Origin of the sequence: Caballeronia sp. GAWG1-1 (genome assembly GCF_023631465.1) — a bacterium.
Lineage (GTDB): Bacteria > Pseudomonadota > Gammaproteobacteria > Burkholderiales > Burkholderiaceae > Caballeronia.
This window is the reverse complement of record NZ_JALQDB010000029.1, coordinates 381032-403675: the sequence shown is the minus strand read 5'-3', so window position 1 is coordinate 403675 and position 22644 is coordinate 381032. Positions and strand designations below refer to the sequence as shown.

General features: G+C 62.2%; 18 protein-coding genes. 13 read left to right on the top strand and 5 right to left on the bottom strand.

The window, feature by feature from the left end; all coding sequences use genetic code 11:
• The first annotated feature begins 224 nt into the window (after positions 1–224).
• The 3 genes from NCT03_RS19875 to NCT03_RS19865 all read left to right on the top strand — a co-directional run bounded on the left by NCT03_RS19875 (position 225) and on the right by NCT03_RS19865 (position 5061).
• Positions 225–647, top strand: coding sequence for a hypothetical protein (locus NCT03_RS19875; protein ID WP_250493585.1), 423 nt, complete (start codon positions 225–227; stop codon positions 645–647).
• 623 nt (positions 648–1270) lie between these two features.
• Positions 1271–1945, top strand: a complete 675-nt coding sequence (locus tag NCT03_RS19870; protein ID WP_250493584.1) for a hypothetical protein — start codon at positions 1271–1273, stop codon at positions 1943–1945.
• 146 nt (positions 1946–2091) lie between these two features.
• Complete coding sequence (locus tag NCT03_RS19865; RefSeq protein WP_502800391.1) at positions 2092–5061, top strand: EAL domain-containing protein; 2970 nt, start codon at positions 2092–2094, stop codon at positions 5059–5061.
• A 19-nt stretch (positions 5062–5080) separates the two neighbouring features.
• On the opposite strand, the gene NCT03_RS19860 is transcribed toward NCT03_RS19865, so the two are convergent.
• The gene (locus NCT03_RS19860; protein ID WP_244829350.1) at positions 5081–5290 is read right to left on the bottom strand and encodes a hypothetical protein; all 210 of its coding nucleotides are present in this window, start codon (positions 5288–5290) and stop codon (positions 5081–5083) included.
• Positions 5291–5524: 234 nt separating this feature from the next.
• Between NCT03_RS19860 and NCT03_RS19855 the strand changes: the two genes are divergently transcribed.
• The 3 genes from NCT03_RS19855 (at position 5525) to hutI (ending at position 9829) form a co-directional block, all read left to right on the top strand.
• Complete coding sequence (locus tag NCT03_RS19855; RefSeq protein ID WP_250493582.1) at positions 5525–6739, top strand: ROK family transcriptional regulator; 1215 nt, start codon at positions 5525–5527, stop codon at positions 6737–6739.
• A 169-nt stretch (positions 6740–6908) separates the two neighbouring features.
• The gene (gene hutU, locus NCT03_RS19850) at positions 6909–8597 is read left to right on the top strand and encodes a urocanate hydratase (RefSeq protein ID WP_250493581.1); all 1689 of its coding nucleotides are present in this window, start codon (positions 6909–6911) and stop codon (positions 8595–8597) included.
• Complete coding sequence (gene hutI / locus NCT03_RS19845) at positions 8594–9829, top strand: imidazolonepropionase (protein WP_250493580.1); 1236 nt, start codon at positions 8594–8596, stop codon at positions 9827–9829. The genes hutU and hutI overlap by 4 nt, the downstream gene beginning before the upstream one ends.
• Before the next feature lie 53 nt (positions 9830–9882).
• On the opposite strand, the gene NCT03_RS19840 is transcribed toward hutI, so the two are convergent.
• Positions 9883–10137 (bottom strand): GlsB/YeaQ/YmgE family stress response membrane protein, encoded by a 255-nt coding sequence (locus tag NCT03_RS19840; RefSeq protein ID WP_244829354.1) that lies wholly within the window; start codon positions 10135–10137, stop codon positions 9883–9885.
• Positions 10138–10353: 216 nt separating this feature from the next.
• On the opposite strand from NCT03_RS19840, the gene NCT03_RS19835 reads away from it, so the two are divergent.
• Positions 10354–10842: a hypothetical protein gene (locus NCT03_RS19835; protein ID WP_244829355.1), complete on the top strand. Its 489-nt coding sequence runs from the start codon at positions 10354–10356 to the stop codon at positions 10840–10842.
• Positions 10843–10931: 89 nt separating this feature from the next.
• Here the strand turns inward: NCT03_RS19835 and NCT03_RS19830 are convergent, their stop codons facing one another.
• A complete protein-coding gene (locus NCT03_RS19830) occupies positions 10932–12818 on the bottom strand; it encodes an OmpA family protein (RefSeq protein ID WP_250493579.1) in 1887 nt (628 codons plus the stop codon).
• A 531-nt stretch (positions 12819–13349) separates the two neighbouring features.
• Between NCT03_RS19830 and NCT03_RS19825 the strand changes: the two genes are divergently transcribed.
• Positions 13350–13646 (top strand): YciI-like protein, encoded by a 297-nt coding sequence (locus NCT03_RS19825; RefSeq protein ID WP_250467363.1) that lies wholly within the window; start codon positions 13350–13352, stop codon positions 13644–13646.
• On the opposite strand, the gene NCT03_RS19820 is transcribed toward NCT03_RS19825, so the two are convergent.
• Positions 13643–14635: a LysR family transcriptional regulator gene (locus NCT03_RS19820; RefSeq protein ID WP_250493578.1), complete on the bottom strand. Its 993-nt coding sequence runs from the start codon at positions 14633–14635 to the stop codon at positions 13643–13645. The two genes, NCT03_RS19825 and NCT03_RS19820, sit on opposite strands and share 4 nt — an antisense overlap.
• Positions 14636–14829: 194 nt before the next feature.
• A complete protein-coding gene (locus NCT03_RS19815; protein ID WP_244829360.1) occupies positions 14830–16095 on the bottom strand; it encodes a mechanosensitive ion channel family protein in 1266 nt (421 codons plus the stop codon).
• Positions 16096–16287: 192 nt separating this feature from the next.
• Between NCT03_RS19815 and NCT03_RS19810 the strand changes: the two genes are divergently transcribed.
• The 5 genes from NCT03_RS19810 (at position 16288) to gsiC (ending at position 22638) form a co-directional block, all read left to right on the top strand.
• Positions 16288–17259, top strand: a complete 972-nt coding sequence (locus tag NCT03_RS19810) for a MurR/RpiR family transcriptional regulator (RefSeq protein WP_244829361.1) — start codon at positions 16288–16290, stop codon at positions 17257–17259.
• Positions 17256–18224 carry an isoaspartyl peptidase/L-asparaginase family protein gene (locus NCT03_RS19805; RefSeq protein WP_250467361.1) on the top strand — a complete coding sequence of 323 codons (969 nt, stop codon included), beginning with the start codon at positions 17256–17258 and terminating at the stop codon, positions 18222–18224. The genes NCT03_RS19810 and NCT03_RS19805 overlap by 4 nt, the downstream gene beginning before the upstream one ends.
• Positions 18221–20113, top strand: coding sequence for a dipeptide ABC transporter ATP-binding protein (locus tag NCT03_RS19800; RefSeq protein WP_250493577.1), 1893 nt, complete (start codon positions 18221–18223; stop codon positions 20111–20113). The genes NCT03_RS19805 and NCT03_RS19800 overlap by 4 nt, the downstream gene beginning before the upstream one ends.
• Before the next feature lie 62 nt (positions 20114–20175).
• Positions 20176–21705 carry a glutathione ABC transporter substrate-binding protein GsiB gene (gsiB, locus tag NCT03_RS19795; protein WP_370652206.1) on the top strand — a complete coding sequence of 510 codons (1530 nt, stop codon included), beginning with the start codon at positions 20176–20178 and terminating at the stop codon, positions 21703–21705.
• Between the two features lie 12 nt (positions 21706–21717).
• On the top strand, positions 21718–22638 hold the full coding sequence (gene gsiC, locus NCT03_RS19790) for a glutathione ABC transporter permease GsiC (protein WP_244829365.1): 921 nt from the start codon (positions 21718–21720) through the stop codon (positions 22636–22638).
• Positions 22639–22644: the final 6 nt, after the last annotated feature.

The window sequence follows — 22644 nt, the reverse complement described above, 5'->3', positions numbered from 1 at the left end:
GGGGAGAATGCACATACGAGTCGATGAACGGCACGGCAATGGCACGCGGCGAGATGGGGATACAAGGCAGTATCGGCCGAGCGTGCGAAAACTTGAGTGGCGGCGTCGTGTTTGCCCGCGCCCGCGCCGCGACCTATCTTTGAAGAGGCGGTGATACGATCCCGCTGCAACTTAAGCGGCGCAAGGCTCGTCGAAGCTTGCACCAAAACCTTTGAGAGACATCGATGGCGCAACAGAAAACCAATCCAAAACTCGAGCAGGCGCTCACGCGCGGCGATCTCGCCATCCGTCAGGCCAATTCGGCTCGCGCTACGGCGGTGTTGCGCGCACTCGGCAAGATGATCGTGGAGGCGTCGGCGACCATCGGCGTCGAAGCGCACGTGGTCGTTCACGACGGCGACAAGATCTACGATCCCGCCGACGGCGCGTGGCCGCAGCAGTTGCTCGTTTCGCTCGACGGCCCTGTCGAGGAGAACGATCCAGACGAAATTCGCACGATCACCTTGCTTGCCGACACGCCGGCCACCATCTTCCGCTGCGAATGGCAGCGTGCCGACGGCAATCTCGGCCGTCAGGAGGGACGCCCGCTTGCCATGGTTGCTTTCATTACCGACGTCGACATTCCCTGGCTCGACGAGGAAGACTGATTATCCCGTCTTTGATTTGTTCAACATGTTGTGAGATTCGCGGATGCCAAAAGTCGAGGCATCCGCGTTTTTGTGTCCGCTCATTTCCCCAACGATCCCATTTGTTGCCGTTTTCTGTTTTCGAGTGTTGCGTGAAGCGCAAACGTTACCGTGTCCCCTTTTTTTAGTCTTTTGACGTGATTACGCGATATTTCGTATTGCTTGACAGACGGCTATTCTCCTGAATACCTCTCACGGCATTTGGTGGCTGTTGGCCCTCGTTTCTTTTCACTCTTCTTGTGCATGCATATTCGAATACCGGCTATGCATATTTATTTTTGCAGCAGTTGCCCGGCGATTAGTTCGGCAATTAGAATAAAAGTTCTAATTGTTTAGCCTGAATTTTGCTGAGAAACAGTGGCAAGCGCGCACCCCGTTATTTGACTTCGTGAGAGGCTCGATTCGCCGTGTGAGGGCACAACCTTAAAACGCCCATATCACGCGGCAATTTCCTAATCGCCAAGAAAAATGGGGTTTACAAAATGGAACGTCTGAACCTTGCCACGAATGCCGCCGCTAACCAATCTGAAACGGCGCTTCGTCCGACACTCACGGTAGTGCCCGCACTTCAGAAAACGGAACGCATGCCGTTTACTATCCGTATCGTCCAGGACGACGACGGGCTCCAGAAAGCCGTAAGCATCAGGCGTTCTGCGTATGGTCGGCATTTGCCCGAATTCGCCGAGAAAATGACGATCGAGCATTCCGATCGCGATAGCGGCACCGCGGTTTTGCTCGCGGAATCGAAACTCGATGGCGCGCCGTTGGGCACCATGCGCATTCAGACCAATGCGTATGCGCCGCTCGCGGTCGAGCAGTCGATCACGCTGCCGGGTCATCTCGCCGAAAGCCGACTCGCGGAAGCGACGCGCCTCGGCGTGGCGGGCGGCATGGTGGGAAGAGTCGTGAAGGTGGCGTTGTGCAAGGCGTTGTGGATGTTCTGCGAACTGCATGAGATCGACTGGATGGTGATTACCGCGCGTGCGCCGCTCGACCGGGAATACGAAGCCATGCTGTTCAAGGACGTGTTCGGCGTAAACGAGTATCTGCCGATGGCGCACGTGGGCGGCATGCCGCATCGCGTGCTGGCCAAGGAAGTGGCTGTCGCGCGGCAGCGTTGGGAAGAGGCGCGTCACCCATTGTTCAACTACATGGTGAATACGCATCATCCGGACATCGATTTGCAATCTGTAGATTTATCTTTTGACTGGGAACCGGTACGATGCCCTGAGGCTCCGCTGATGGCTTACGGCCGGTAGAAGAAGGGCTGCGGTAACGAAAGCAAGAGCAAAAAAGCCGGGCCCGAAGTGGTCCGGTTGGCCAAAGAGTGCGGTGGCGGGGGCAAGCTCGGCTCCGCCGCGCCTCTCGCCGGCAAGATCGGCGCAAACGGGGGGCTTATTCAGGTATGGCGTCGGTTATTCCAGCTTCCTTATCGAGATTCAGACGCTCGGGCTCGTGGATCGACGGCGCGTTGTACGCGGTCGCCGTCTACGCGGTCCCGTTTCTGATCGCACTCGGTACGCTAGCGACGCTCTTCTTTTTACCCCGCCAGTACGAAACGCGGGGCGCGGTCCCGCTCGAACTCCACGTTCTCGCCGATCATGGCGACTCGCTCGGTCCAGAAGCCGCGCGCGAAGCCCTGCGCGCCGCACCGGCCACCACGCGCTACAACACGCATCTCTCCGAAAAACCCGTCTGGTTTTCCATCACGGCGCCCGTCATGAGCACGGAGTCGTCGACTGCAATCGAACTGCCTTCGCGCCACGCGCAGTCGCTTTCATGCTGGAACGCCAGTAACCTCCAGCCGCTCGGCACCGCCGATCGCGAAAGCGTGAGCGGCGAGATGCATCCGGTCAAGGCCGGTTTCTTCGTGCAGGTGGGGCGCATCAAGGCGCCGTTGTCCGTCATTTGCCGCGGCGTTTATTCGGGCCCGGCGCAGATCAACGCGTTTGAGTGGGAATGGCAAGGTCTCCGAAGCTCGGCGCTCGACTTCCAGGAAAGCTCCGGGCTGATCGCGGGCGGTTTGCTCACGCTCGCGGTATTCGTTTTCGTCACCGCGTTGATCAATCACGAATGGACGTACGTGATTTTCGCGGTGTGGCTCGTCGGCAATCTGCGTTTGTGCGCCAACGCCATGGGCTGGGACATGCAGTGGCTCGGCCGCGTGCTGCCAGCCGACTTCATGACGCCGCTCAGGCAAATCACGTTCGCCGCGTACTACTTGCTGACCGCCGCGCTATTCCAGCAGCTGTTCCGCCGCGAATTGCGCGTGGTCGGTTACCGGTGGCTTCTGCGCGTCATTCAGTACGTCGGCATCGTGCTCCTTGGGGCAGCCGTGGCGTTGCCGTATTCGCTGTTCATTCCGACGCTGTGGGTCATTGCCGGCTTCGGTATCTGCGTGCTGCTGTTCTTCCTCGTGCGGCTCGTGTGGATGGCCCGTTCGCGCACGGTCATGTGGTACGTGGCGTCGCTCGCCATCGTACTGTTTTCCACGTTCTCCGAAGTACTTGGCGCGGCGTTCGGCCTCAAGGTGCTGGTCGGCGGCGTGAACACGGTAATGGCCGCGCTGTCGTCGAGCATGATGGCGGCGTTTGCCATCGCCGAGCAGATGCGCGCCGAGCGCGACTTCCGCCGTCAGGCGCAGATGGAATTACGCAACACTTACGAAGTCACGCCAATCGGTCTCTTCACGCTCGATACCGACGGCCGCTTCGTGCGCGCCAATCCGGCGCTGCGCTCGATGCTCGACCTGCAGAAAGCGGAATACAAAGTCCGCCACTGGAACGATTACTTCGAGCCCGGCGCGTGGGGCGCGCTGCAGGCGCTGGCATCGAAAGGCAGTGACGGTGAGCTCGAAATGGGCGGTTCCGCCGCGCGCGGCACGGGCGAGCGGCGCTATCTATTGAAGGCTATCCGCTCGAACGGTTGGATCGAAGGCTCGCTGCAGGACACGACCGAACGTTCGCGCGCCGTCGAGCGTCTGCGCTTCCTCGCGGAGCATGATCCGCTGACGGGCTCGCTGAACCGGCGCGGTATCGAGAAAGCTATTTCCGCCCAAAGCGATGAAATGTTGCCGTGGGCGCTTGCCTATGTCGACCTCGACCGCTTCAAGCTCGTGAACGACCTCTTCGGCCACCGCAGTGGCGACGAAGTCTTGCGACAGGTCGCGGCACGCACGCGGGCGCACTTCGCGCGCAATTACGCAGTGGGGCGAATCGGTGGCGACGAGTTCGTCTGCGTCATGCACGACACGTCGATTGAAGACGCCATCGCGCAATGCCGCGAACTCATTTCCATTCTTTCTGACGCGCCCTATCAGGTCGGAAATCGCGCGTTTCAGGTGAAAGCTTCGATCGGTCTCGTCGAATGCTCGCAGGGCGTGCGCGTGCAGGACGCGCTGTCGCATGCGGATCGCGCGTGCCGCGAAGCGAAGAAGGTCGCGCATACTCACCTCGTCACGTACCGCAAGGGCGCGGCGGCGTTCGAGGAGCGCGCGGAAGAATTGAAACTCGTCGAGACGCTCGGCCGAAATCGTCTGCCGCCGGGCCTTTTTCTCGTGATGCAGCCGATCATGTCGTTATCGGCGCCAACGGAATCGCTTAATTTCGAAGTACTTCTGCGCATGCGCGCGCCGGACGGCACGACGCTGCCTGCGGGCAAGGTGATCGTCGCGGCGGAAGAGTCCGGCAATATTGCTGCAATCGACCGCTGGGTCATTACCACGTTGCTCGAATGGATCGAGGCGCATCGCCATGAATTGAAGAACACGCAATTCATTTGCGTGAACCTTTCGGGCGGTTCGCTCAACGACGAGCAATTCATGGAGGATATCTTCGCGTTGTTCGCGCGGCATCAGTCAGTGGTGCATTACCTTTGCCTCGAAATCACCGAAAGCGTGGCGCTGCACGATTTGGAGAACACGCAGCGCTTTATTGCGCGCGTCCATGACATGGGCGGCAAAATCGCGCTCGACGACTTTGGCGCGGGTTATTCCTCGTTCAAATATTTGAAGGCACTTTCCGCCGATGCGCTGAAAATCGACGGCGAATTCGTGCGCTCCATGTGTGCGCATCCGGCGGATATCGCCATTGTCGAAGCTATCGTCGCGCTTGCGCGCAATCTCGGCATGCGCAGCGTGGCGGAATGGGTCGAAGACATCGATACCCTGCGCGCATTGCAGGAAATCGGCGTCGATTATGTGCAGGGTTTTTTAGTCGCGAAACCGCAAGACAGCGTCGCCATTCTTTCGGCGACTTCCGCTGCGAGTTTCGTAAAAGATCCGGAAGTGGTGAGTTTTGTCGAGTGCCTGTCCGCGCCGGCGCAGGCGCTCGCATTCGACTATGAATGGCGCGCCCGCGCCGCGGGCACCCATTAACTTCTATTTTCGAACCCGTTCAGGCGGGTTTCGATTCACTCAAAATCTTGTTCGCCGCGATGGGAATGCGCGTGTCGTCCCATTGCGCGAGCCATTGAATCTCCTTTTGCGTGAAATAGCCGGGATGATTGCGCAGCGCGAACTGCAGGGAATCGACGATGTGATCGCGAATGATCTGCGGGGCGTTGTCGTCGTTGACAATCGCGTGAAGGGCTTCGAGTGTGCTCATGTTGCGTGGCCTGGCCGGTGAATAGGGAACGTCGGCGTCACCATAACCCGATAAAAATCGCGAAACATATTGCAGCGCGAAACTTTCCACGCGGCCGTTTCCTTACAGGAGCTTGCTAGAATCGGCGCGAATGCCTCAACTCGATCAACGCGCCGGACTTGAAGCGGGAGCCGCTTATGAACGACCTGGAGCGCGCTTCGCCTGGCGCGTGTTTGCGCTGCGAAGAGGGCGCGCATGCCTGATCGATCCTCGCGCCAAGCGTCTGTTCATTCGGTCGGCTCGAATCAGCTCGGCATGCGCCAATTCAACGAGCGCATCGTGCTGCAGGCCATTCGTCTGCACGGCGCGCTGCCGAAGGCGGACATCGCGCGCCTCACGCGCCTTTCCATGCAAACGGCGTCGATGATCGTCGATCACCTTATCGACGACGGCCTGCTCGTGAAGGAAGCGCGAACGCGTGTGCCGGGGCGCCTCGGGCAGCCATCGGTGCCGATTGCGCTGCGAGCGGACGGCGCGTTTTCCATCGGCGTGAAAGTGGGGCGACGCAGCCTCGACGTGCTGTCGATGGACTTCACCGGCGCCATTCGCACGCGCGACACGCTCGACTATCCCTATCCCGATCCCGCCACGCTTTTCACGGAACTTGCCGCACGGCTCACGCGCGCCATCGACGCGCTCGGCGACGACGCGCGCAAGATCGCGGGCATCGGCGTGGCGGCGCCGTTGTGGCTCGGCGGCTGGCGCGATTTCTTCGATACGCCGCCCGACGTGCTCGCCGCATGGAACGAGATCGATATCCGCGGGCGCATTCAGGCGCTCACGGCGTTGCCCGTCGAGTTTGCAAAGGACACCACGGCCGCCTGCGCCGCCGAACTCGTGATGGGGCAGGGGCGCGGGTTGCGCAACTTTCTGTACGTGTTCATCGGGACGTTCATCGGCGGCGGGCTGGTCATCGACGGCCGCTTGCACGCGGGGCCGGGCGGCAACGCGGGCGCAATCGGCTCGCTGCCGCTGCAAAAGCGCGACGGTGCGGCGCAGTTGCTCAACACCGCGTCGGTCTATGTGCTCGAAAAGGCGTTCGCGGCGGCCGGCGCGCCCGCCGCCGCCGCTCACGACGAACGCGCATGGTCGGCTTCGCTGCGGCCGCTGTCCGAGGCGTGGCTCGACGACGCGTGCCCGGCGATCGCGTTGAGCATCGCGTCGTCGGCGGCTTTACTGGATCTCGAGGCGGTCGTGATCGACGGCGAAATCGATCGCGGCTTGTTGCGCGAGATCATCCGGCGTACGGATGAAGCGCTCGGCCATTTCGACTGGCAAGGCATGACGCGTCCACGTTTGGTGGAAGGACAGATCGGCACCGATGCACGCGCGATGGGCGGCGCCATTCTGCCGCTTTACGCGCACTTCGCGCCGAAGCATGAATTGTTTTTGAAGCCGCTGGAGACTTGACACGGGCGGTTTGCATTGTCTATACAACGCTCTGGCAAACACGACAAATCGGCGTCGGGAAATCCCTAATACAATGAAAGTTGTATATACAAGAACATGAAATCGAATTCGGACCTGCGAGAAATCCGCGTCCGTTCGCTCAATCTTCCGACGCGCAGGAGCCTGCCTCGTGACCTCATCTTCTCGTCATCGCGACACTGAAATTCGCGCCCCGCGCGGCACACGACTCAATGCCAAAAGCTGGCTGACCGAGGCACCGCTGCGCATGCTGATGAACAATCTCGACCCGGAAGTCGCCGAGAATCCGCGCGAACTGGTGGTCTATGGCGGAATTGGCCGCGCGGCGCGTGACTGGCCGAGCTTCGACAAGATCGTCGAAACGCTCAAGCGGCTCGAAGCGGATGAAACCCTGCTGATTCAATCGGGCAAGCCGGTTGGCGTCTTCAAGACGCATGAGAACGCGCCGCGCGTGCTCATCGCCAATTCGAATCTCGTGCCGCACTGGGCGAACTGGGAGCATTTCAACGAACTCGACGCCAAGGGTCTCGCCATGTACGGTCAGATGACGGCGGGAAGCTGGATCTACATTGGCAGCCAGGGAATCGTGCAGGGCACGTATGAAACCTTCGTCGAAGCCGGTCGGCAGCATTACGGCGGCGATCTCAAGGGACGCTGGGTGCTGACCGCCGGACTTGGCGGCATGGGTGGCGCGCAGCCGCTCGCCGCGACGCTCGCGGGCGCGTGTTCGCTCAATATCGAATGCCAGCAGAGCCGGATCGATTTCCGTCTGAAGACACGTTATGTCGATGAACAAGCCACCGATCTCGACGATGCCCTTGCCCGCATGCAGCAATACACGTCCGAAGGACGCGCGGTGTCAGTCGCACTCTGCGGGAACGCCGCCGATGTTCTGCCCGAACTCGTGCGCCGTGGCGTGCGCCCGGACCTCGTGACCGATCAGACGAGCGCGCACGATCCGCTCAACGGCTATCTGCCGAACGGCTGGACATGGGCGCAGTATCGCGACCGCGCGCAAAGCGATCCGCAGGGCACGGTGAAGGCGGCGAAGCAATCGATGGCCGAACACGTGCGGGCAATGCTCGCCTTCCGCGAACAAGGCGTGCCGGTGTTCGATTACGGCAACAACATCCGCCAGATGGCCAAGGACGAAGGCGTCACGAATGCGTTCGATTTCCCGGGCTTCGTGCCCGCCTATATCCGGCCGCTGTTTTGCCGGGGCGTCGGACCGTTCCGTTGGGCCGCGCTTTCTGGCGATCCGCAGGACATCTACAAGACCGACGCGAAGGTGAAGGAGCTGATCGCGGACGACGCGCATCTGCATCGCTGGCTCGACATGGCGCGCGAACGCATCAGCTTCCAGGGCTTGCCGGCGCGCATCTGCTGGGTCGGCCTCGGGCAACGCGCGAAGCTCGGCCTCGCGTTCAACGAGATGGTGCGCAACGGCGAGCTGTCCGCGCCGGTGGTGATCGGCCGCGATCATCTCGATTCCGGTTCGGTCGCGAGCCCCAACCGCGAGACCGAGTCGATGCGGGACGGCTCGGACGCCGTCTCCGACTGGCCGCTTCTCAACGCGCTGCTCAACACGGCGAGCGGCGCAACTTGGGTATCGATCCATCACGGCGGCGGCGTCGGCATGGGCTTTTCGCAGCACGCGGGCGTCGTGATCGTCTGCGATGGCAGCGTCGAAGCCGACGCGCGTATCGCCCGCGTGCTGCATAACGATCCGGCCACCGGCGTCATGCGTCATGCCGATGCGGGCTACGACATCGCCGTCGACTGCGCGCGCGAGCAAGGCCTCGACTTGCCGATGATCGACGGAGCGAACGGCAAGCGATGAACAAGCTCTGGCAGCATTGCCACATCGCAACCATGACGGGCGGCAAGTATTCGATCATCGAAGATGCCGCGATCCTGACGCATGGCGGGCGTATCGAATGGATCGGGCCGCGCGTCGCCGCGCCGAAGCGCGATTGCGAGCGTATCGATCTCGAAGGCGCGTGGGTTACGCCGGGTCTAATCGATTGCCATACGCATCTCGTCTTCGGCGGCGACCGCAGCGGCGAATTCGAGGCCCGTCTGGAAGGCGCGAGCTACGCGGAGATCGCGGCGCGCGGCGGCGGTATTGCAAGCACGGTACGCGCGACGCGTGAAGCCAGCGAGGACGCGCTGTTCGAAAGTGCCCGCGCGCGCGCCTTCGGCCTGCTGCGCGACGGCGTGACCGTGCTCGAAGTCAAATCCGGCTACGGGCTCGATCTCGCGAACGAACGCAAGATGCTGAAAGTCGCGCGGCGCCTTGGCGAAACGCTGCCCTTGACCGTGCGCGCGACCTGTCTCGCAGCTCACGCATTGCCGCCCGAGTATGCGAATCGCGCGGACGATTACATCGCATTCGTCTGCGATGAAATGTTGCCGGAGCTCATCGATGAAGGCCTGGTCGATGCCGTCGATGCCTTTTGCGAGCATCTCGCGTTTTCGCCGCAACAAGTCGAGCGAGTGTTTCTCGCCGCGCAAAAACACGGCGTGCCGGTGAAGCTGCACGCCGAACAGTTGTCGTCGCTGCATGGTTCGACGCTCGCGGCGCGCTATCAGGCGCTTTCCGCCGATCATCTCGAATACATGACGGACGAGGATGCCGCGGCGATGGCAAGCGCGGGCTCCGTCGCCGTGCTGCTGCCTGGCGCGTTCTACATGCTGCGCGAAAAGCAGCTACCGCCCGTCGATGCCTTGCGACGCCACGGCGTTCCAGTTGCACTCGCCAGCGATCTGAATCCCGGCACATCGCCCGCGCTTTCGTTGCGGATGATGCTCAACCTCGGCTGCACGCTCTTTCGTCTGACGCCGGAAGAAGCGCTCGCTGGCGTCACCCTTCATGCGGCGCGCGCACTTGGCCTGCACGGCTCGCATGGATCGCTGGAAGCGGGAAAGGCGGCGGACTTCGTCGCGTGGAAAATCGGTCGGCCGGCCGAGCTGGCTTATTGGTTGGGCGGTTCATTGCCCAATTGCGTGGTGCGAAACGGCGAAGTAGTGACGACTTCTGTCTGGCAATACGGCCTTACGGCGTTAAGGTAATAAAAAAACGCCTCGTCCAAAAGCACGAGGCGTTTTTCGACAACCGATAAGAATCACACGCTGCGCTTGCGGATCATGCCCCACACGACGAGCAAGATGATTGCGCCGATCACGGAGGCGATCCATCCGGCGGGCTGCCCGGGCTGATACCAGCCGAGCGCGCGTCCCACATAGCCCGCCACCAGCGAACCGACGACCCCCAGCACGATGGTCATGATCCAGCCCATGCTGTCATCGCCTGGTTTGACGGCGCGCGCAATGAGCCCGATAACCAGTCCGACGATCAAAGTCCCGATGAATGCAAACATGCGGTAGCTCCTTCTGAATTGCTGCTCGTTGGCTGAGATTGCTCCGGACGCATTCCGGCACGTCCAAAGTAGCACGCGACAATGCGTTTGGATATGACACGCCGCGCGACTTGGCCGGGATTGGCCATTCGGCCAGTCTCCTTAGCACGTGGGATGCCACGTCATCTCGCGCGGTAAAATCCGTGTTCTGCATCACTTTGCCTGCACGGCGCCGCCATGACCGATTCCGATTTCCCCGCAACCGACGACCCGATTCACGAAGACCGCCTCTGGCGCGACGACGGCTGGACCGCTCGCGTCATGAAGAACGAAGACGACGATGGCTGGGCCGTCGCGATGATCCAGGCGGGCGAGGCCGAGCCCGCGCTCGTCGGCCCGTGGACCATGGGCCGCGACAAGAAGAACCCGAAGCCGCTGGACGCGAACGCTTTTCGCACGCTGGTCAAGACGGCGTCGGAGGTATTGCGCCGTCACGAGCAGCAGCGGCATGCCATGCTGCACAAGAACGTTTCCATCGACGTACGTGGCGAAGACGTTACCGTCACGCTGGAAATCGTCCCCGACGATGACGACCCCTACGCCAACCTGAAGGCCTTCGATGCATTTGGCACGCAGCTCGCGCACGTGCGCGTGTCGCCTGCGTTCAAGCTGAGCAAGACAAGCGCCGAACGCTGGGCCGAGAACGACTACGCGGCGCCGCATTGAGCGGCGCTCGAAAAGCGTCAGCGCAATAAAAAAGCCGTCGCATTTGCGACGGCTTGCAGACAACGAGCAGCGAGTCACCGACCCGCAGCTTATTTCACGACGAACTCGATACGACGGTTGGCGAAACGACCGCTTGCGGTGGCGTTATCGGCGATAGGGTTTGCGTCGCCGTAGCCGTTCGACGTGAGGGAATTCGAAGGCACGCCGGCTTTCATCAAATAGCCGCGCACGGCTTGAGCGCGTTCCCTCGACATTTCCAGTTTGGCTGTCGGAACGCCTGTTGCGTCCGAGTATCCCGCGACTTCGAGTTTGACCATCGAACCCTTGGCCGCGCAGTCTTTTAGCAACGCGGCAGTCTGATCCAGCGTGGCATACGCGTCTTGCGGCACGGTTGCGCTGGAGCGTCCGAAGTTGACGACCTGCAGATCGAGCACCTTCGAGAGCTTGTCGCCGGAACAGGAATCTTCCGCGGCGAGCAGTGTCTTCATGGCGCTGCGGAACGATTGCGTGGCATTGGCGACCGCGCTGTCCACGTTGAACGAGGTGACCTGAAACATGTCGCCGAAGGTGGTTTTCAAGCGATCCATCCAGCCGAATTTCGCTTCGGCGGCCGTGCCGCTCAGTTCAACCTTCGAACCCGCGATTTTCGCTTCCGCGCCCGGCACGGCCATTAGCGGCAAGAGATCCGTCACGTGCGAAAGCCACGTGGCGGGACGCGCTTGTGCATCGACGGAAACGTTGGCGCTGTAGTTCTTGCCAAAGTGCTGTTCGAGTGCATCGATCAGACGTTGCTTCTCGGCGTCCGTGGCAACGGTTGCCTCGATCGAAGGAACGCCGGCAGAACTCACGTGGAACAGCATGCTGGCGTCTTTCGACTTCGCCGGTGCTGCATCGGGTACGGAAGCCGCCGCGATGCCGCTTGCGGCATCGACCGAGGAAGCTATCGCCGTTGCGGATGCCGTGTCCGTGCGCAGCGTGTCTGAACCATTGACTTGTGTATCGACCGAAGATGCAGCCGGTGTGACCTGCGTGACGGGTGATGCAGCGGTCGACGCTCTCAGGTCGAACTTGTCGCCGTTCGTAAAGCCACGGTAGTACACCGCCGCGAGAATCGCGGCGAGCATGGCAAACAGGAGCCAAATCCATTTGTGCGATTTTTTCGGCGCGGGCTTGCGCACGGGTGCTCGCATTTGGGTCGTTGCGGCCGCGAAAGCGGGGGCGGGAGTGGAAGCAGGCGCAGGCGTGGGCGTGGGCGTGGGTGCGGGTGCGGGTGCGGGTGCGGGTGCGATAGGCGCAATAGCTCGCGGCGCCGGTGGGGCTGTCGTCGCAATGGCCGCCGTTGCCGGAATGGTTGCAATAGCGGGCTCAAGTGCCGGTTCCAGCGTCGAACCGACGGCATCCAGACGGCCCGCGATATTGCTGGCAAAACCTTCCGTGTTGCCACGACCAATGGCGGCCGCGATTCCGTTCGAAAGCGTTGCGCGGATTTCGGCTACCTGATCGCGCAACAGCGCGGGCAACGCATGCACCGAAACCTGCGAGAGCAGGAAGTAATGCTTCAGCACACCGAACAACACGGCGGAGAGCATGCCCGAGAGGGCCGATGTCGCTTGTGCCGGCACGCCGGTCTCAATGGAAGCCGCATCTGTCAGAGCGTCGATGCGTTGTCCCGTCGCGCGCGCGGCCATCAAATGTCCGCTTGCTTCGAGGTGTTTGAGGCCACTCGTCGTGGTTATCACGTTGCTCAACTGATCCGCTATAAAAGCGTTCGCGTCCGGCGACATGACGACCGTGTACAGCGCGTTCGCGCCATCAGCAAAAGCCGAACGTTCCATGAGAGATGCAACGAGACCAGGCACTGCGCGTGCGGTCAGCTGCTGAACGATTTGCGCAGGGATACCGAATTTCTGCGATAGCTGTTCCGCGATTTGGTCCGTAATCGCGGACCTGACTGCCTGGACCAGATTGATGCTCATCGACTGTCTATCCTATATGCTGTAGCGCCAGATGAAGGCGCATTGACGCGACGCATTTTATATGCGCAGCTATCCTAAAATATTTTCGAGATACTTATTTACAGAAACCGTTACGTTCGTGTCACGGTTGAGCGGGCATGAGCTCGAATCAGCGTGCCCGAAGGGAAGAATCCGAGAAAAAGCGGGCCACGCGTTTGGCGGCGATTCCGAGCCATGATGCTTCGGATGGCATGGGTTCGTGCTGATGCACGTTCGATGCGAGGATGGCGTAGACCGGGTTCGAATGGACGAACGCGCGATACGATGCATCGAGAGGTGAGGTCCACACGCAAGCACGGCATTCGTGCTTCGAGCAGCTACTGCAGGGAGGTTGATCGCGCTTCATGACGGGTCCTTGACTTAACCTGTCGATGATGTTTGATCCTTGCGGGGAACGCGATCGGACGCTTCTGATTGGAGTCTTAAAATAACTCCGAAAGCATGCAAAATAGGATACTTCGCACGTTCACAATCACATCGAGGAGACAGACGATGCATTACCTGATGATCTACGAACTCAGCGCCGACTATCTCGAGCGGCGCGCGGAATTTCGCGATGCGCATCTGAAGCTCGCCTGGCAGGCAGCCGAGCGCGGCGAGATCGTGCTGGCCGGTGCGCTCGATGCGCCCGCCGATCGCGCCATATTGCTGTTTCAGGGCGACTCGCCCGCGGCCGCCGAGGCGTTCGCACGTAACGATCCTTACGTGGTGAACGGTCTCGTCGAACGCTGGCAAGTGCGCAAGTGGAACACTGTGGTGGGCGAGGACGCGGCCACGCCCGTTCGTTAGACGTCGGCGGTTTCTTCCGAGGGCCGGTCGCGGCGTGCGGGCGCGTTGCGGCGCGCGGCGCGATAAAGGCTCGTGAGCGTATCGTCCATTTGCTGCGTGCGCTCGAAGAGGTCCGCGAGCCAGTCGACGAATACCGAGACGCGCGGCGTCGCCTGCCGGCTCTTCAAGAACGCCACCGAGACCCGCAGCGGCGGCGACTTCCATTGCGGCAGCACTTCCACCAGTTGCCCCGAGCGCAGATACGGCTGCGCGGCGATCCGCAACGGCTGTATCAGTCCGAGCCCTTCTATGCCGCACGCGAGATACGCGTGTTCATCGGCGACCTGGACGAAGCCGCGCATCTTCATGGTGACGGCTTCACCGTCCACGTCGAAATCGAAATCGGCGGGGCGGCCATTCTTGCTCGACACGCAGTTCACCGCGACGTGCTGCGCGAGTGAATCGACCGATGCGGGCGTGCCGTGCTTTTCCAGATACGCGGGACTCGCGCAAGTCACTTGTTCGAGCACGCCAAGCCGCCGCGCGATGAGCCCCGAGTCAGGCAATTCGCCAAGCTGCACGCTGCAATCGACGCCTTCGCCGACCAGATCGACATTACGCATGCCGATGCCGATCGACAGTTCGATCTGCGGATAACGCGCATGAAACTCCGGCAACGCAGGCACGACGATGGACGTCGCGACGGTGTCCGGCATCTCCACGCGCAACCGTCCGCGCAGACGTTCCTCGCCCGCGCCGAAGCCGGATTCGAGTTCGTCGATATCCGCGAGAATCTGCGCGCAACGTTCGTAATAAGCGGCGCCGTCGACCGTGAGGTTCAGGCGGCGCGTGGTGCGGGCGAGCAATTGCACGCCGATCAATGCTTCGAGTTGTTGCACAGTCGTCGAGACGCTTGCACGCGGCATGCCGAGCGATTCGGCAGCGCGCGTGAAGCTGTTCGTATCGACGACACGCGTAAAGACACGCATGGCATGGACGCGATCGATCACGTTGAGTTTTCCTTATTCCGACGATGGAAAGGCGATGCGCGCCACTACACACCGCCGCTTGACCGGGCAGGCGAAGCGGCGGGAAACAAGGCACATCGGCGATGATCACATCGTAAGGATTCGAAACCCTTGCGTGAATACACAAAACTGGACGATTCTTGCCCGATTCTTCCCGCGCCCGTGTGAAGGCGTAATCAAAGCGTCGGCATTTCGCCGCGCAGACGGCCCGAGAGTCCCGACATATCCGCGCCCGACGGCGCTTGGTAGAGCCGCAATCCCATCTCCGGAAGAATGGACAGCAGATGGTCGAAGACATCGCCCTGAATGCGCTCGTACTGCGTCCAGGCGGTCGTCGCGGTGAAGCAGTAGACCTCCACCGGAATGCCCTGCGATTCGGGCTCCATCATGCGCACCATGATCGTCATGTCCTGCCGGATCTCGGGGTGCCGCTGCAAGTAAGCCAGCGCGTAGGCGCGAAACGTGCCGATGTTCGTGAGCCTGCGCCGGTTCGCGGGTTCGTTGGCGAGTTCGCCGAGATTGCGGTTGGCCTGTTCGACTTCCGTTTGTTTTTGCTGCAGATAATCGTGCAGCAGGCGAAAGCGCATGAGACGGTCGGTTTCGTCGTCGCTTAAAAAGCGCACGCATTGCGCGTCGATACGCATGGTCCGCTTGATGCGCCGCCCGCCCGATTCGAACATGTGCCGATAATTGCGATAGCTCTCCGAAAAGAGCTTGTAGGTCGGCACCGTGGTGACCGTGTTGTCCCAGTTCTGCACCTTGACCGTATGCAACGCGATGTCCTTCACGAAGCCATCGGCGGATGCTTGCGGCATCTCGATCCAGTCGCCTATGCGCAGCATGTCGTTCGACGTGAGCTGCGTGCTCGCGACGAGCGACAGCAGCGTGTCCTTGAACACGAGCAGCAGCACCGCGGACAACGCGCCGAGACCCGAGAGCATCCAGAGCGGCGAACGGTCGATGAGAATGGACAGCACGAGCACGCTGCACACCAGCGCGAGCGCGAGCTTGCCGATCTGGACATAGCCCTTGATGGAGCGCGTCTGCGCTTCCTTGCTCGACGCATAAACGTCCTGCCACGCCGATAACGCGCTGCCCGTCGCGAGGAACACGCACACCCACGCGCCGCTGTGCGCCACGCGCTCGATGACCGTCGCCCAGCGGCCGATATGCGGCACGTCGTCGATACCGAGCGCAATGGTCGCAAACGGCACCGCGTACCACAACCGGTGATAGGCGCGCCGGCGGATGAACGCCTGATCCCACGCGGTGTGTCCGGCCAGCACGAGCAGCCGGTGCGCGATCACAAGCACGATGCGCGCGACCACCCACTGCACGAAGAGCGCGACGAGCGCCAGCATGACGATGCCGAAGACCAGCTGCGCCCACGGATGCGTGGGCAAATGCTGTTGCAACTGGTCGGGCAGAAAATCGAGATTCATGGCTTCCACGAAAGGGCGAATGCAAGGCGCCCCGTATTGTGCATGAACGCGCACCATTTCCGCGCGCACGGTTTGCTCGTTGACCGTCTTATCGAAAACCCGCGTTCGATGAAAATGAATTTTTTTCCGCGATTGTTTTGGGTAAATATACTTTCATTGCATTTGCTTACAGCGGGAGTTGTTCCAGCGCCCATGTCACGCTCACCAGCGGTCCTTCCGTCGACGGATGCCGACGATCTGATCTCCGCGCGCATCGCGGCGGCCATGCCGGGCCTGACGCCGATCCATCAGCGCATGGGCGCGTTCGTGCTCGCCAACCTGTTTCGCTCGGCCACCATGCGGATCGACGAACTGGCGGAAGCGGTCGGGGCATCGGTTGCCACGGCGAACCGCTTTGCGCGCGCGCTCGGTTTTTCCGGCTATCCCGCGTTTCGCGAGGCGCTGGTGCGCGGCTTCGAAGCCACCATCGCGCCGGTCGAACGATTGCGCTCCGCGCTGGAATCGCCCGCGAGCGGCGCGGATGTCTTCGATGCCTCGCTCGCGCAGGCCTCGGCGAATCTGCGTCTTGCCCAGACTTCCGTCGATGCCGCGAAGGCCGTCGCCGTCGTCGAAGCCATTCTCGCGGCGCGCCAGGTCTTCGTGCTCGGTTACGGCGCGAGCGCGTTCCTCGCCGGTCTCATGGAGCATGGCCTCACGCCTTATTGCGCGAACGTGCAGTCGCTCGCGCTGACGGGCGGGCCATCGCATGCGGCGCGGCGTCTGTTCACGGCATCGCGCGAGGATTTGCTCGTTGCCATCGCCTTCCCGCGCTATGTCGACGACACCATCACGCTAGCGCGGCAAGCGCGCGACCATGGCGTGCGCGTGGTTGCGCTCACCGACAGCATCGCGTCGCCGCTCGCGCGTATCGCGGATCTCGTGCTGACCATCGGCGCGGAACGGCGGCTCGCCGCGAATTGCGACACCGCCGTGCTTGCCGTCATCGAAGCCTTGTGCGACGCCGTTGCGCATCGCGCGAAGCGTTCGGTCGAGGCGGCATCCGGATTGACCGAATTCGTGCTGCCGTGGCTCGTCGCACCTTCTATCCTCAAGAGTGCGTCCGGCGTGCAAACACCGCGCCGCCGGCAGACTCGACATCCCCACACGGAGCCGCGCGAATCATGAACGCCATTCCGGTCATTGCCATTCACGGCGGCGCCGGCACGATCGTACGCGCCGCGCTCAAGAGCGACGCCGAAGCGCGCTATCACACGGCGCTCGCGGAGATTCTGCGCGCGGTTGAACGCCTGCTCGCCGATGGCGGCAGCGCACTCGACGCCGTTACCGAAGCCGTGCGTCTGCTCGAAAATTGTCCGCTTTTCAATGCAGGTCACGGCGCGGTCTTCACGTCCGCGGGCACGCACGAACTCGATGCATCCATCATGGACGGCGCGACGCTCGAAGCGGGCGCCGTCTCTTGCGTGACGCGCTTGAAGAACCCGGTGCTCGCCGCGCGCCGCGTGCTCGACGTGAGCGAACACGTGATGTTCACGGCGGCCGGCGCGGAAGCGTTCGCGGCGGCGCAAGGCCTCGAATTCGTCGAGCCGTCGTACTTTCATACCGATGCGCGCTACGAGCAATGGCAGAAGGCGCGTGGCGCATCCGGCACAATGCTCGATCACGACGCGGCGACGCTCGCCGCGGGCGAAGACGATCCGCTCGATCCTGCGAAGAAGTTCGGCACGGTCGGCGCGGTGGCGCTCGACGCGCACGGTCATCTCGCGGCCGCGACATCGACGGGCGGCATGACCAACAAGCAGATCGGCCGCGTCGGCGATGCTCCGTTGATCGGCGCGGGCTGCTACGCGAACGATGCGACCTGTGCGGTCTCGACCACGGGCACGGGCGAGATGTTCATGCGCATGCTGGCTGCCTACGACGTGGCGGCGCAGATGGAATATCGCGGGCTGCCGCTCGAAGTCGCCGCGCGCGATGTCGTGATGAACAAGCTGCCGCGTATCGATGGACGCGGCGGACTCATCGCCGTCGATGCAAAGGGCAATGTCACGCTGCCGTTCAATACCGAAGGGATGTATCGCGGATTCGCGCGCGTGGGCGAGCAACCCTTCACGGCGATCTACCGCACATGACGACGTTACCCGACGCACGCGTCATCGACGTACGCGATCTCTCCGTCACTTTCCGCTCGCGCTCGCGCACGGTCGAAGCGGTGCGCAACATGTCTTTTGCCGTCGATCGTGGCGAGACGCTCGCCATTGTCGGCGAATCGGGATCGGGCAAGTCGGTGACGTCGCTTGCGCTCATGCGTCTCGTCGAACACGGCGGCGGCGCGGTGACGGCAGGCAGCATGGCATTCCGGCGACGCAGCGGGCAAGTGCTCGATCTGGCGCAAGCCTCGTCCGCCACGATGCGCGGCGTGCGCGGCGCCGATATCGCGATGATCTTCCAGGAGCCGATGACCTCGCTCAATCCAGTGTTCACGGTGGGCGATCAAATCGCGGAAGCCATCGCGCTGCATCAGGGCAAGAGCCGCGCGGAGGCGAAGAACGAAGTGCTGCGTCTGCTCGATCTCGTGCGCATTCCCGAGGCGCGCCGCGTGTTCGGGCGCTATCCGCATCAGTTGTCGGGCGGTATGCGGCAGCGCGTGATGATCGCCATGGCGCTTTCGTGCCGGCCCGCGCTGCTCATTGCCGACGAACCGACCACCGCGCTCGACGTGACCATTCAGGCGCAGATCCTGCAACTCGTGCGCGGCCTGCAGGACGAGATGAACATGGCCGTGATCTTCATCACGCACGACATGGGCGTGGTCGCGGAAGTGGCGGATCGCGTGCTGGTGATGTATCGCGGCGAGAAGGTGGAGGAAGCCGAATCCGACGCGCTGTTCGCGCGTCCGCGGCATCCGTACACGAAGGCGCTGCTCGCCGCCGTGCCGACGCTCGGCGCGATGCAGGGCACCGATCGCCCCGCCAAGTTTCCGATTCTCGAAGTGGAGCCTGCCGAACTCGCCCCCGACGATGCCAGCGCGCTGCGGCCATCCGCGGCGGTCGAAAGAGAGACGCAGCCCGCCATCGACGAAACCGCGCGGCCAATTTTGCGCGTGCGCGATCTGGTCACGCGCTTTCCGGTGAAGACCGGCATCTTCGGACGCACGACGGCGGCGGTGCATGCGGTCGAGCGCGTGAGTTTCGATCTGCGTCCGGGCGAGACGCTTGCGCTCGTCGGCGAATCGGGCTGCGGCAAGTCGACCACGGGGCGCTCGCTCTTGCGGCTCGTCGAAAGCCAGAGCGGTTCCATCGAATTCGACGGACGCGACATCAGCGCGCTGAAAGGCCCCGAACTTCAGGCGCTGCGCCGCAATATCCAGTTCATCTTTCAGGACCCGTTCGCCTCGCTGAATCCACGTTTGACCGTGGGCTTTTCCGTGATGGAACCGCTCCTCGTTCACAACGTCGCAAGCGGACGGGAAGCGCAACAACGCGTGGATTGGCTGCTCGAAAAAGTCGGCTTGCCGCCCGAAGCCGCGCAGCGTTATCCGCATGAATTCTCGGGCGGGCAACGTCAACGGATCGCCATTGCCCGTGCGCTTGCATTGAACCCGAAAGTCGTGATCGCCGATGAATCCGTCTCCGCGCTCGATGTCTCCGTGCGCGCGCAGATCGTCAATCTCATGCTCGATCTGCAGCGCGAACTCGGCGTCGCGTATCTCTTCATCTCGCACGACATGGCGGTGGTCGAGCGCGTGAGTCATCGCGTGGCGGTGATGTATCTCGGGCAGATCGTCGAGATCGGGCCGCGCGCGGCGGTGTTCGAAGCGCCGCGTCATCCGTACACGAGAAAGCTGATGAGCGCGGTGCCGGTGGCCGATCCCGCGCGCCGTCACGCCAAACGCATGCTCGCCGCCGACGAAATACCGAGCCCCATTCGCAAACTCGGCGACGAACCGGTGGTGGCGAAACTCGTTGCGGTCGGCCCGGACCATTATGTCGCCGAGCATCATGTCGGCGGCGCTTATTAAGCGTTAGTCAAGATCAGTCAAGTCAAAGGAGTCTAACGATGCCGTCAACGAAATCCAGCTCCATGCGCGCGCTTTTAGCCGCGAGCGCATGCGTATTCAGCGCGCTTGCCGCCGCGCCCGCGTTCGCCCAGAGCACCGCCGTGATGGCGGTGGCCTCGACCTTCACGACGATGAACCCCTACGATGCCAACGACACGCTCTCGCAAGCGGTCGCCAAGTCGTTCTATCAAGGGCTCTTCGGCTTCGACAAGGACATGAAGATTCAGCCCGTGCTCGCGACGAGCTACGAAGCGAGTCCGGACGCGAAGGTCTACACGGTCAAGCTGCGGCAGGGCGTGAAGTTTCAGGACGGCACCGATTTCAACGCCGAAGCCGTGAAGACGACCTTCGATTGGGTCACGGACCCGAACAACAAGCTCAAGCGCTACGGTCTTTTCAACAAGATAGAGAAGACCGAAGTGATCGATCCGTACACGGTGAAGATCACGCTCAAGATGCCGTTTTCCGCGTTCATCAACGTGCTCGCGCATCCGGCGGGCGTGATGATTTCGCCCACCGCGTTGAAGCAATACGGCAAGGACATCGCGTTTCATCCGGTCGGCACGGGACCGTTCGAGTTCGTCGAATGGAAGCAGACCGACGACCTGAAGGTGAAGAAGTTCGCGGGCTACTGGAAGAAGGGCTATCCGAAGATCGACATGATCGACTGGAAGCCGGTGGTCGATAACAACACGCGCGCCGCGCTCATGCAAACGGGCGAAGCGGACTTCGCGTTTTCGATTCCGTTCGAGCAGGCCGCGACGCTCAAGGCGAGCCCGAAGGTCGATCTGATCGCGGCGCCTTCCATCATTCAGCGCTACGTGAGCATGAACACGTCGCAGAAGCCTTTCGATAATCCGAAGGTGCGTCAGGCGCTCAACTATGCGATCAACAAGGACGCGCTCGTGAAGGTCGCGTTTGCCGGTTACGCGGTGCCGTCCGAAGGCGTGGCGCCGCCGGGCGTGGACTTCTCCACCAAGCTCGGGCCGTGGAAATACGATCCGGCCAAGGCGCGCGAGCTGCTGAAGGAAGCGGGTTATCCGAACGGTTTCGAGACCGTGTTGTGGTCGGGCTATAACCACACGACGGCGCAGAAGATCATCCAGTTCGTGCAGCAGCAGCTGGCGCAAGTGGGCGTGAAGACCACGATCGAAGCGCTCGAAGCCGGCCAGCGCGTGCAGCGCGTGGAAAGCGCGCCGGAGCCGGCCACCGCGCCGGTGCGCATGTACTACGTCGGCTGGTCGTCGTCGACGGGCGAAGCGGACTGGGCCATCTCGCCCTTGCTCGCGAGTTCGTCGTTTCCGCCGAAACTCTTCAACACGGCCTATTACAAGAACGATACCGTCGATTCCGATCTGCAAAAGGCGCTCACCACGACCGACCGCAAGGAGAAGACGCAGCTTTACGCCGACGCGCAAAAGCGCATCTGGGACGACGCCCCGTGGATCTTCCTCGTCACGGAGAAAGTGGTGTATGCGCGCAGCAAGCGTCTGACGGGCGCTTACGTCATGCCCGACGGCTCGTTCAATTTCGACGACATCGCGATCAAGTAAAGCGCCTCGACGATGCTTACCTTCCTCGCCAAACGCCTCTTCGGGCTCTTGCCGACGCTCTTCATCGTCGCGGTGCTGGTGTTCCTGTTCGTGCACATGTTGCCGGGCGATCCCGCGCGTCTGGCCGCCGGGCCCGAAGCGGATCAGGCGACGGTTGCGCTCGTGCGGGCCGATCTCGGTCTCGACAAGCCCTTGCCGCAGCAATTCGCGAGCTTCTTCGGCAAGATCGTGCATTTCGACTTCGGCATGTCCACGCGCAGCAAGCGGCCGGTGAGCACGGAGATCGGCGAGCGCTTCATGCCGACGCTCTGGCTCACGCTCGCGAGCATGGCGTGGGCCGTGGCGTTCGGCATGGCGATAGGCATCGTCTCTGCGGTCTGGCGCAACCAGTGGCCGGACCGGCTCGGCATGACCATCGCGGTATCGGGCATCTCGTTTCCCGCCTTCGCGCTCGGCATGTTGCTGATGGAAATCTTCTCGGTGAAGCTCGGCTGGCTGCCTATCGTCGGCGATGGTTCGTGGCAGAGCTACGTGCTGCCGTCGCTCACGCTCGGCGCGGCCGTGGCCGCCGTGATGGCGCGCTTCACGCGCGCGTCGTTCGTCGAAGTGCTCGGCGAGGACTTCGTGCGGACCGCGCGCGCGAAGGGCGTGCACGAGCCGATGGTCATCGTCAAACACTGCCTGCGTAACGCGATGATCCCCGTCGTCACCATGATGGGCCTTCAGTTCGGCTTCCTGCTGGGCGGCTCGATCGTGGTCGAGAAAGTGTTCAACTGGCCGGGGCTCGGGCGCCTGCTCGTCGATGCCGTCGAGATGCGCGACTATCCCGTGATCCAGGCCGAAGTGCTGCTGTTTTCGCTGGAATTCATCGTCATCAATCTGGTGGTCGATGTCCTCTACGCGGTCATCAACCCGACCATTCGTTTCAAGTGAGGACCG

Excerpts from the sequence above, each read along its gene's own strand:
- NCT03_RS19860 (WP_244829350.1), bottom strand. The coding sequence starts at position 5,290 with ATGAGCACACTCGAAGCCCTTCACGCGATTGTCAACGACGACAACGCC.
- gsiC (WP_244829365.1), top strand. The coding sequence starts at position 21,718 with ATGCTTACCTTCCTCGCCAAACGCCTCTTCGGGCTCTTGCCGACGCTC.
- NCT03_RS19830 (WP_250493579.1), bottom strand. The coding sequence starts at position 12,818 with ATGAGCATCAATCTGGTCCAGGCAGTCAGGTCCGCGATTACGGACCAA.
- NCT03_RS19865 (WP_502800391.1), top strand. The coding sequence starts at position 2,092 with ATGGCGTCGGTTATTCCAGCTTCCTTATCGAGATTCAGACGCTCGGGC.
- NCT03_RS19835 (WP_244829355.1), top strand. The coding sequence starts at position 10,354 with ATGACCGATTCCGATTTCCCCGCAACCGACGACCCGATTCACGAAGAC.
- NCT03_RS19800 (WP_250493577.1), top strand. The coding sequence starts at position 18,221 with ATGACGACGTTACCCGACGCACGCGTCATCGACGTACGCGATCTCTCC.
- NCT03_RS19810 (WP_244829361.1), top strand. The coding sequence starts at position 16,288 with ATGTCACGCTCACCAGCGGTCCTTCCGTCGACGGATGCCGACGATCTG.
- NCT03_RS19870 (WP_250493584.1), top strand. The coding sequence starts at position 1,271 with ATGCCGTTTACTATCCGTATCGTCCAGGACGACGACGGGCTCCAGAAA.
- gsiB (WP_370652206.1), top strand. The coding sequence starts at position 20,176 with ATGCGCGCGCTTTTAGCCGCGAGCGCATGCGTATTCAGCGCGCTTGCC.
- NCT03_RS19855 (WP_250493582.1), top strand. The coding sequence starts at position 5,525 with ATGCCTGATCGATCCTCGCGCCAAGCGTCTGTTCATTCGGTCGGCTCG.
- hutI (WP_250493580.1), top strand. The coding sequence starts at position 8,594 with ATGAACAAGCTCTGGCAGCATTGCCACATCGCAACCATGACGGGCGGC.
- NCT03_RS19805 (WP_250467361.1), top strand. The coding sequence starts at position 17,256 with ATGAACGCCATTCCGGTCATTGCCATTCACGGCGGCGCCGGCACGATC.
- NCT03_RS19815 (WP_244829360.1), bottom strand. The coding sequence starts at position 16,095 with ATGAATCTCGATTTTCTGCCCGACCAGTTGCAACAGCATTTGCCCACG.
- NCT03_RS19875 (WP_250493585.1), top strand. The coding sequence starts at position 225 with ATGGCGCAACAGAAAACCAATCCAAAACTCGAGCAGGCGCTCACGCGC.
- NCT03_RS19840 (WP_244829354.1), bottom strand. The coding sequence starts at position 10,137 with ATGTTTGCATTCATCGGGACTTTGATCGTCGGACTGGTTATCGGGCTC.
- NCT03_RS19825 (WP_250467363.1), top strand. The coding sequence starts at position 13,350 with ATGCATTACCTGATGATCTACGAACTCAGCGCCGACTATCTCGAGCGG.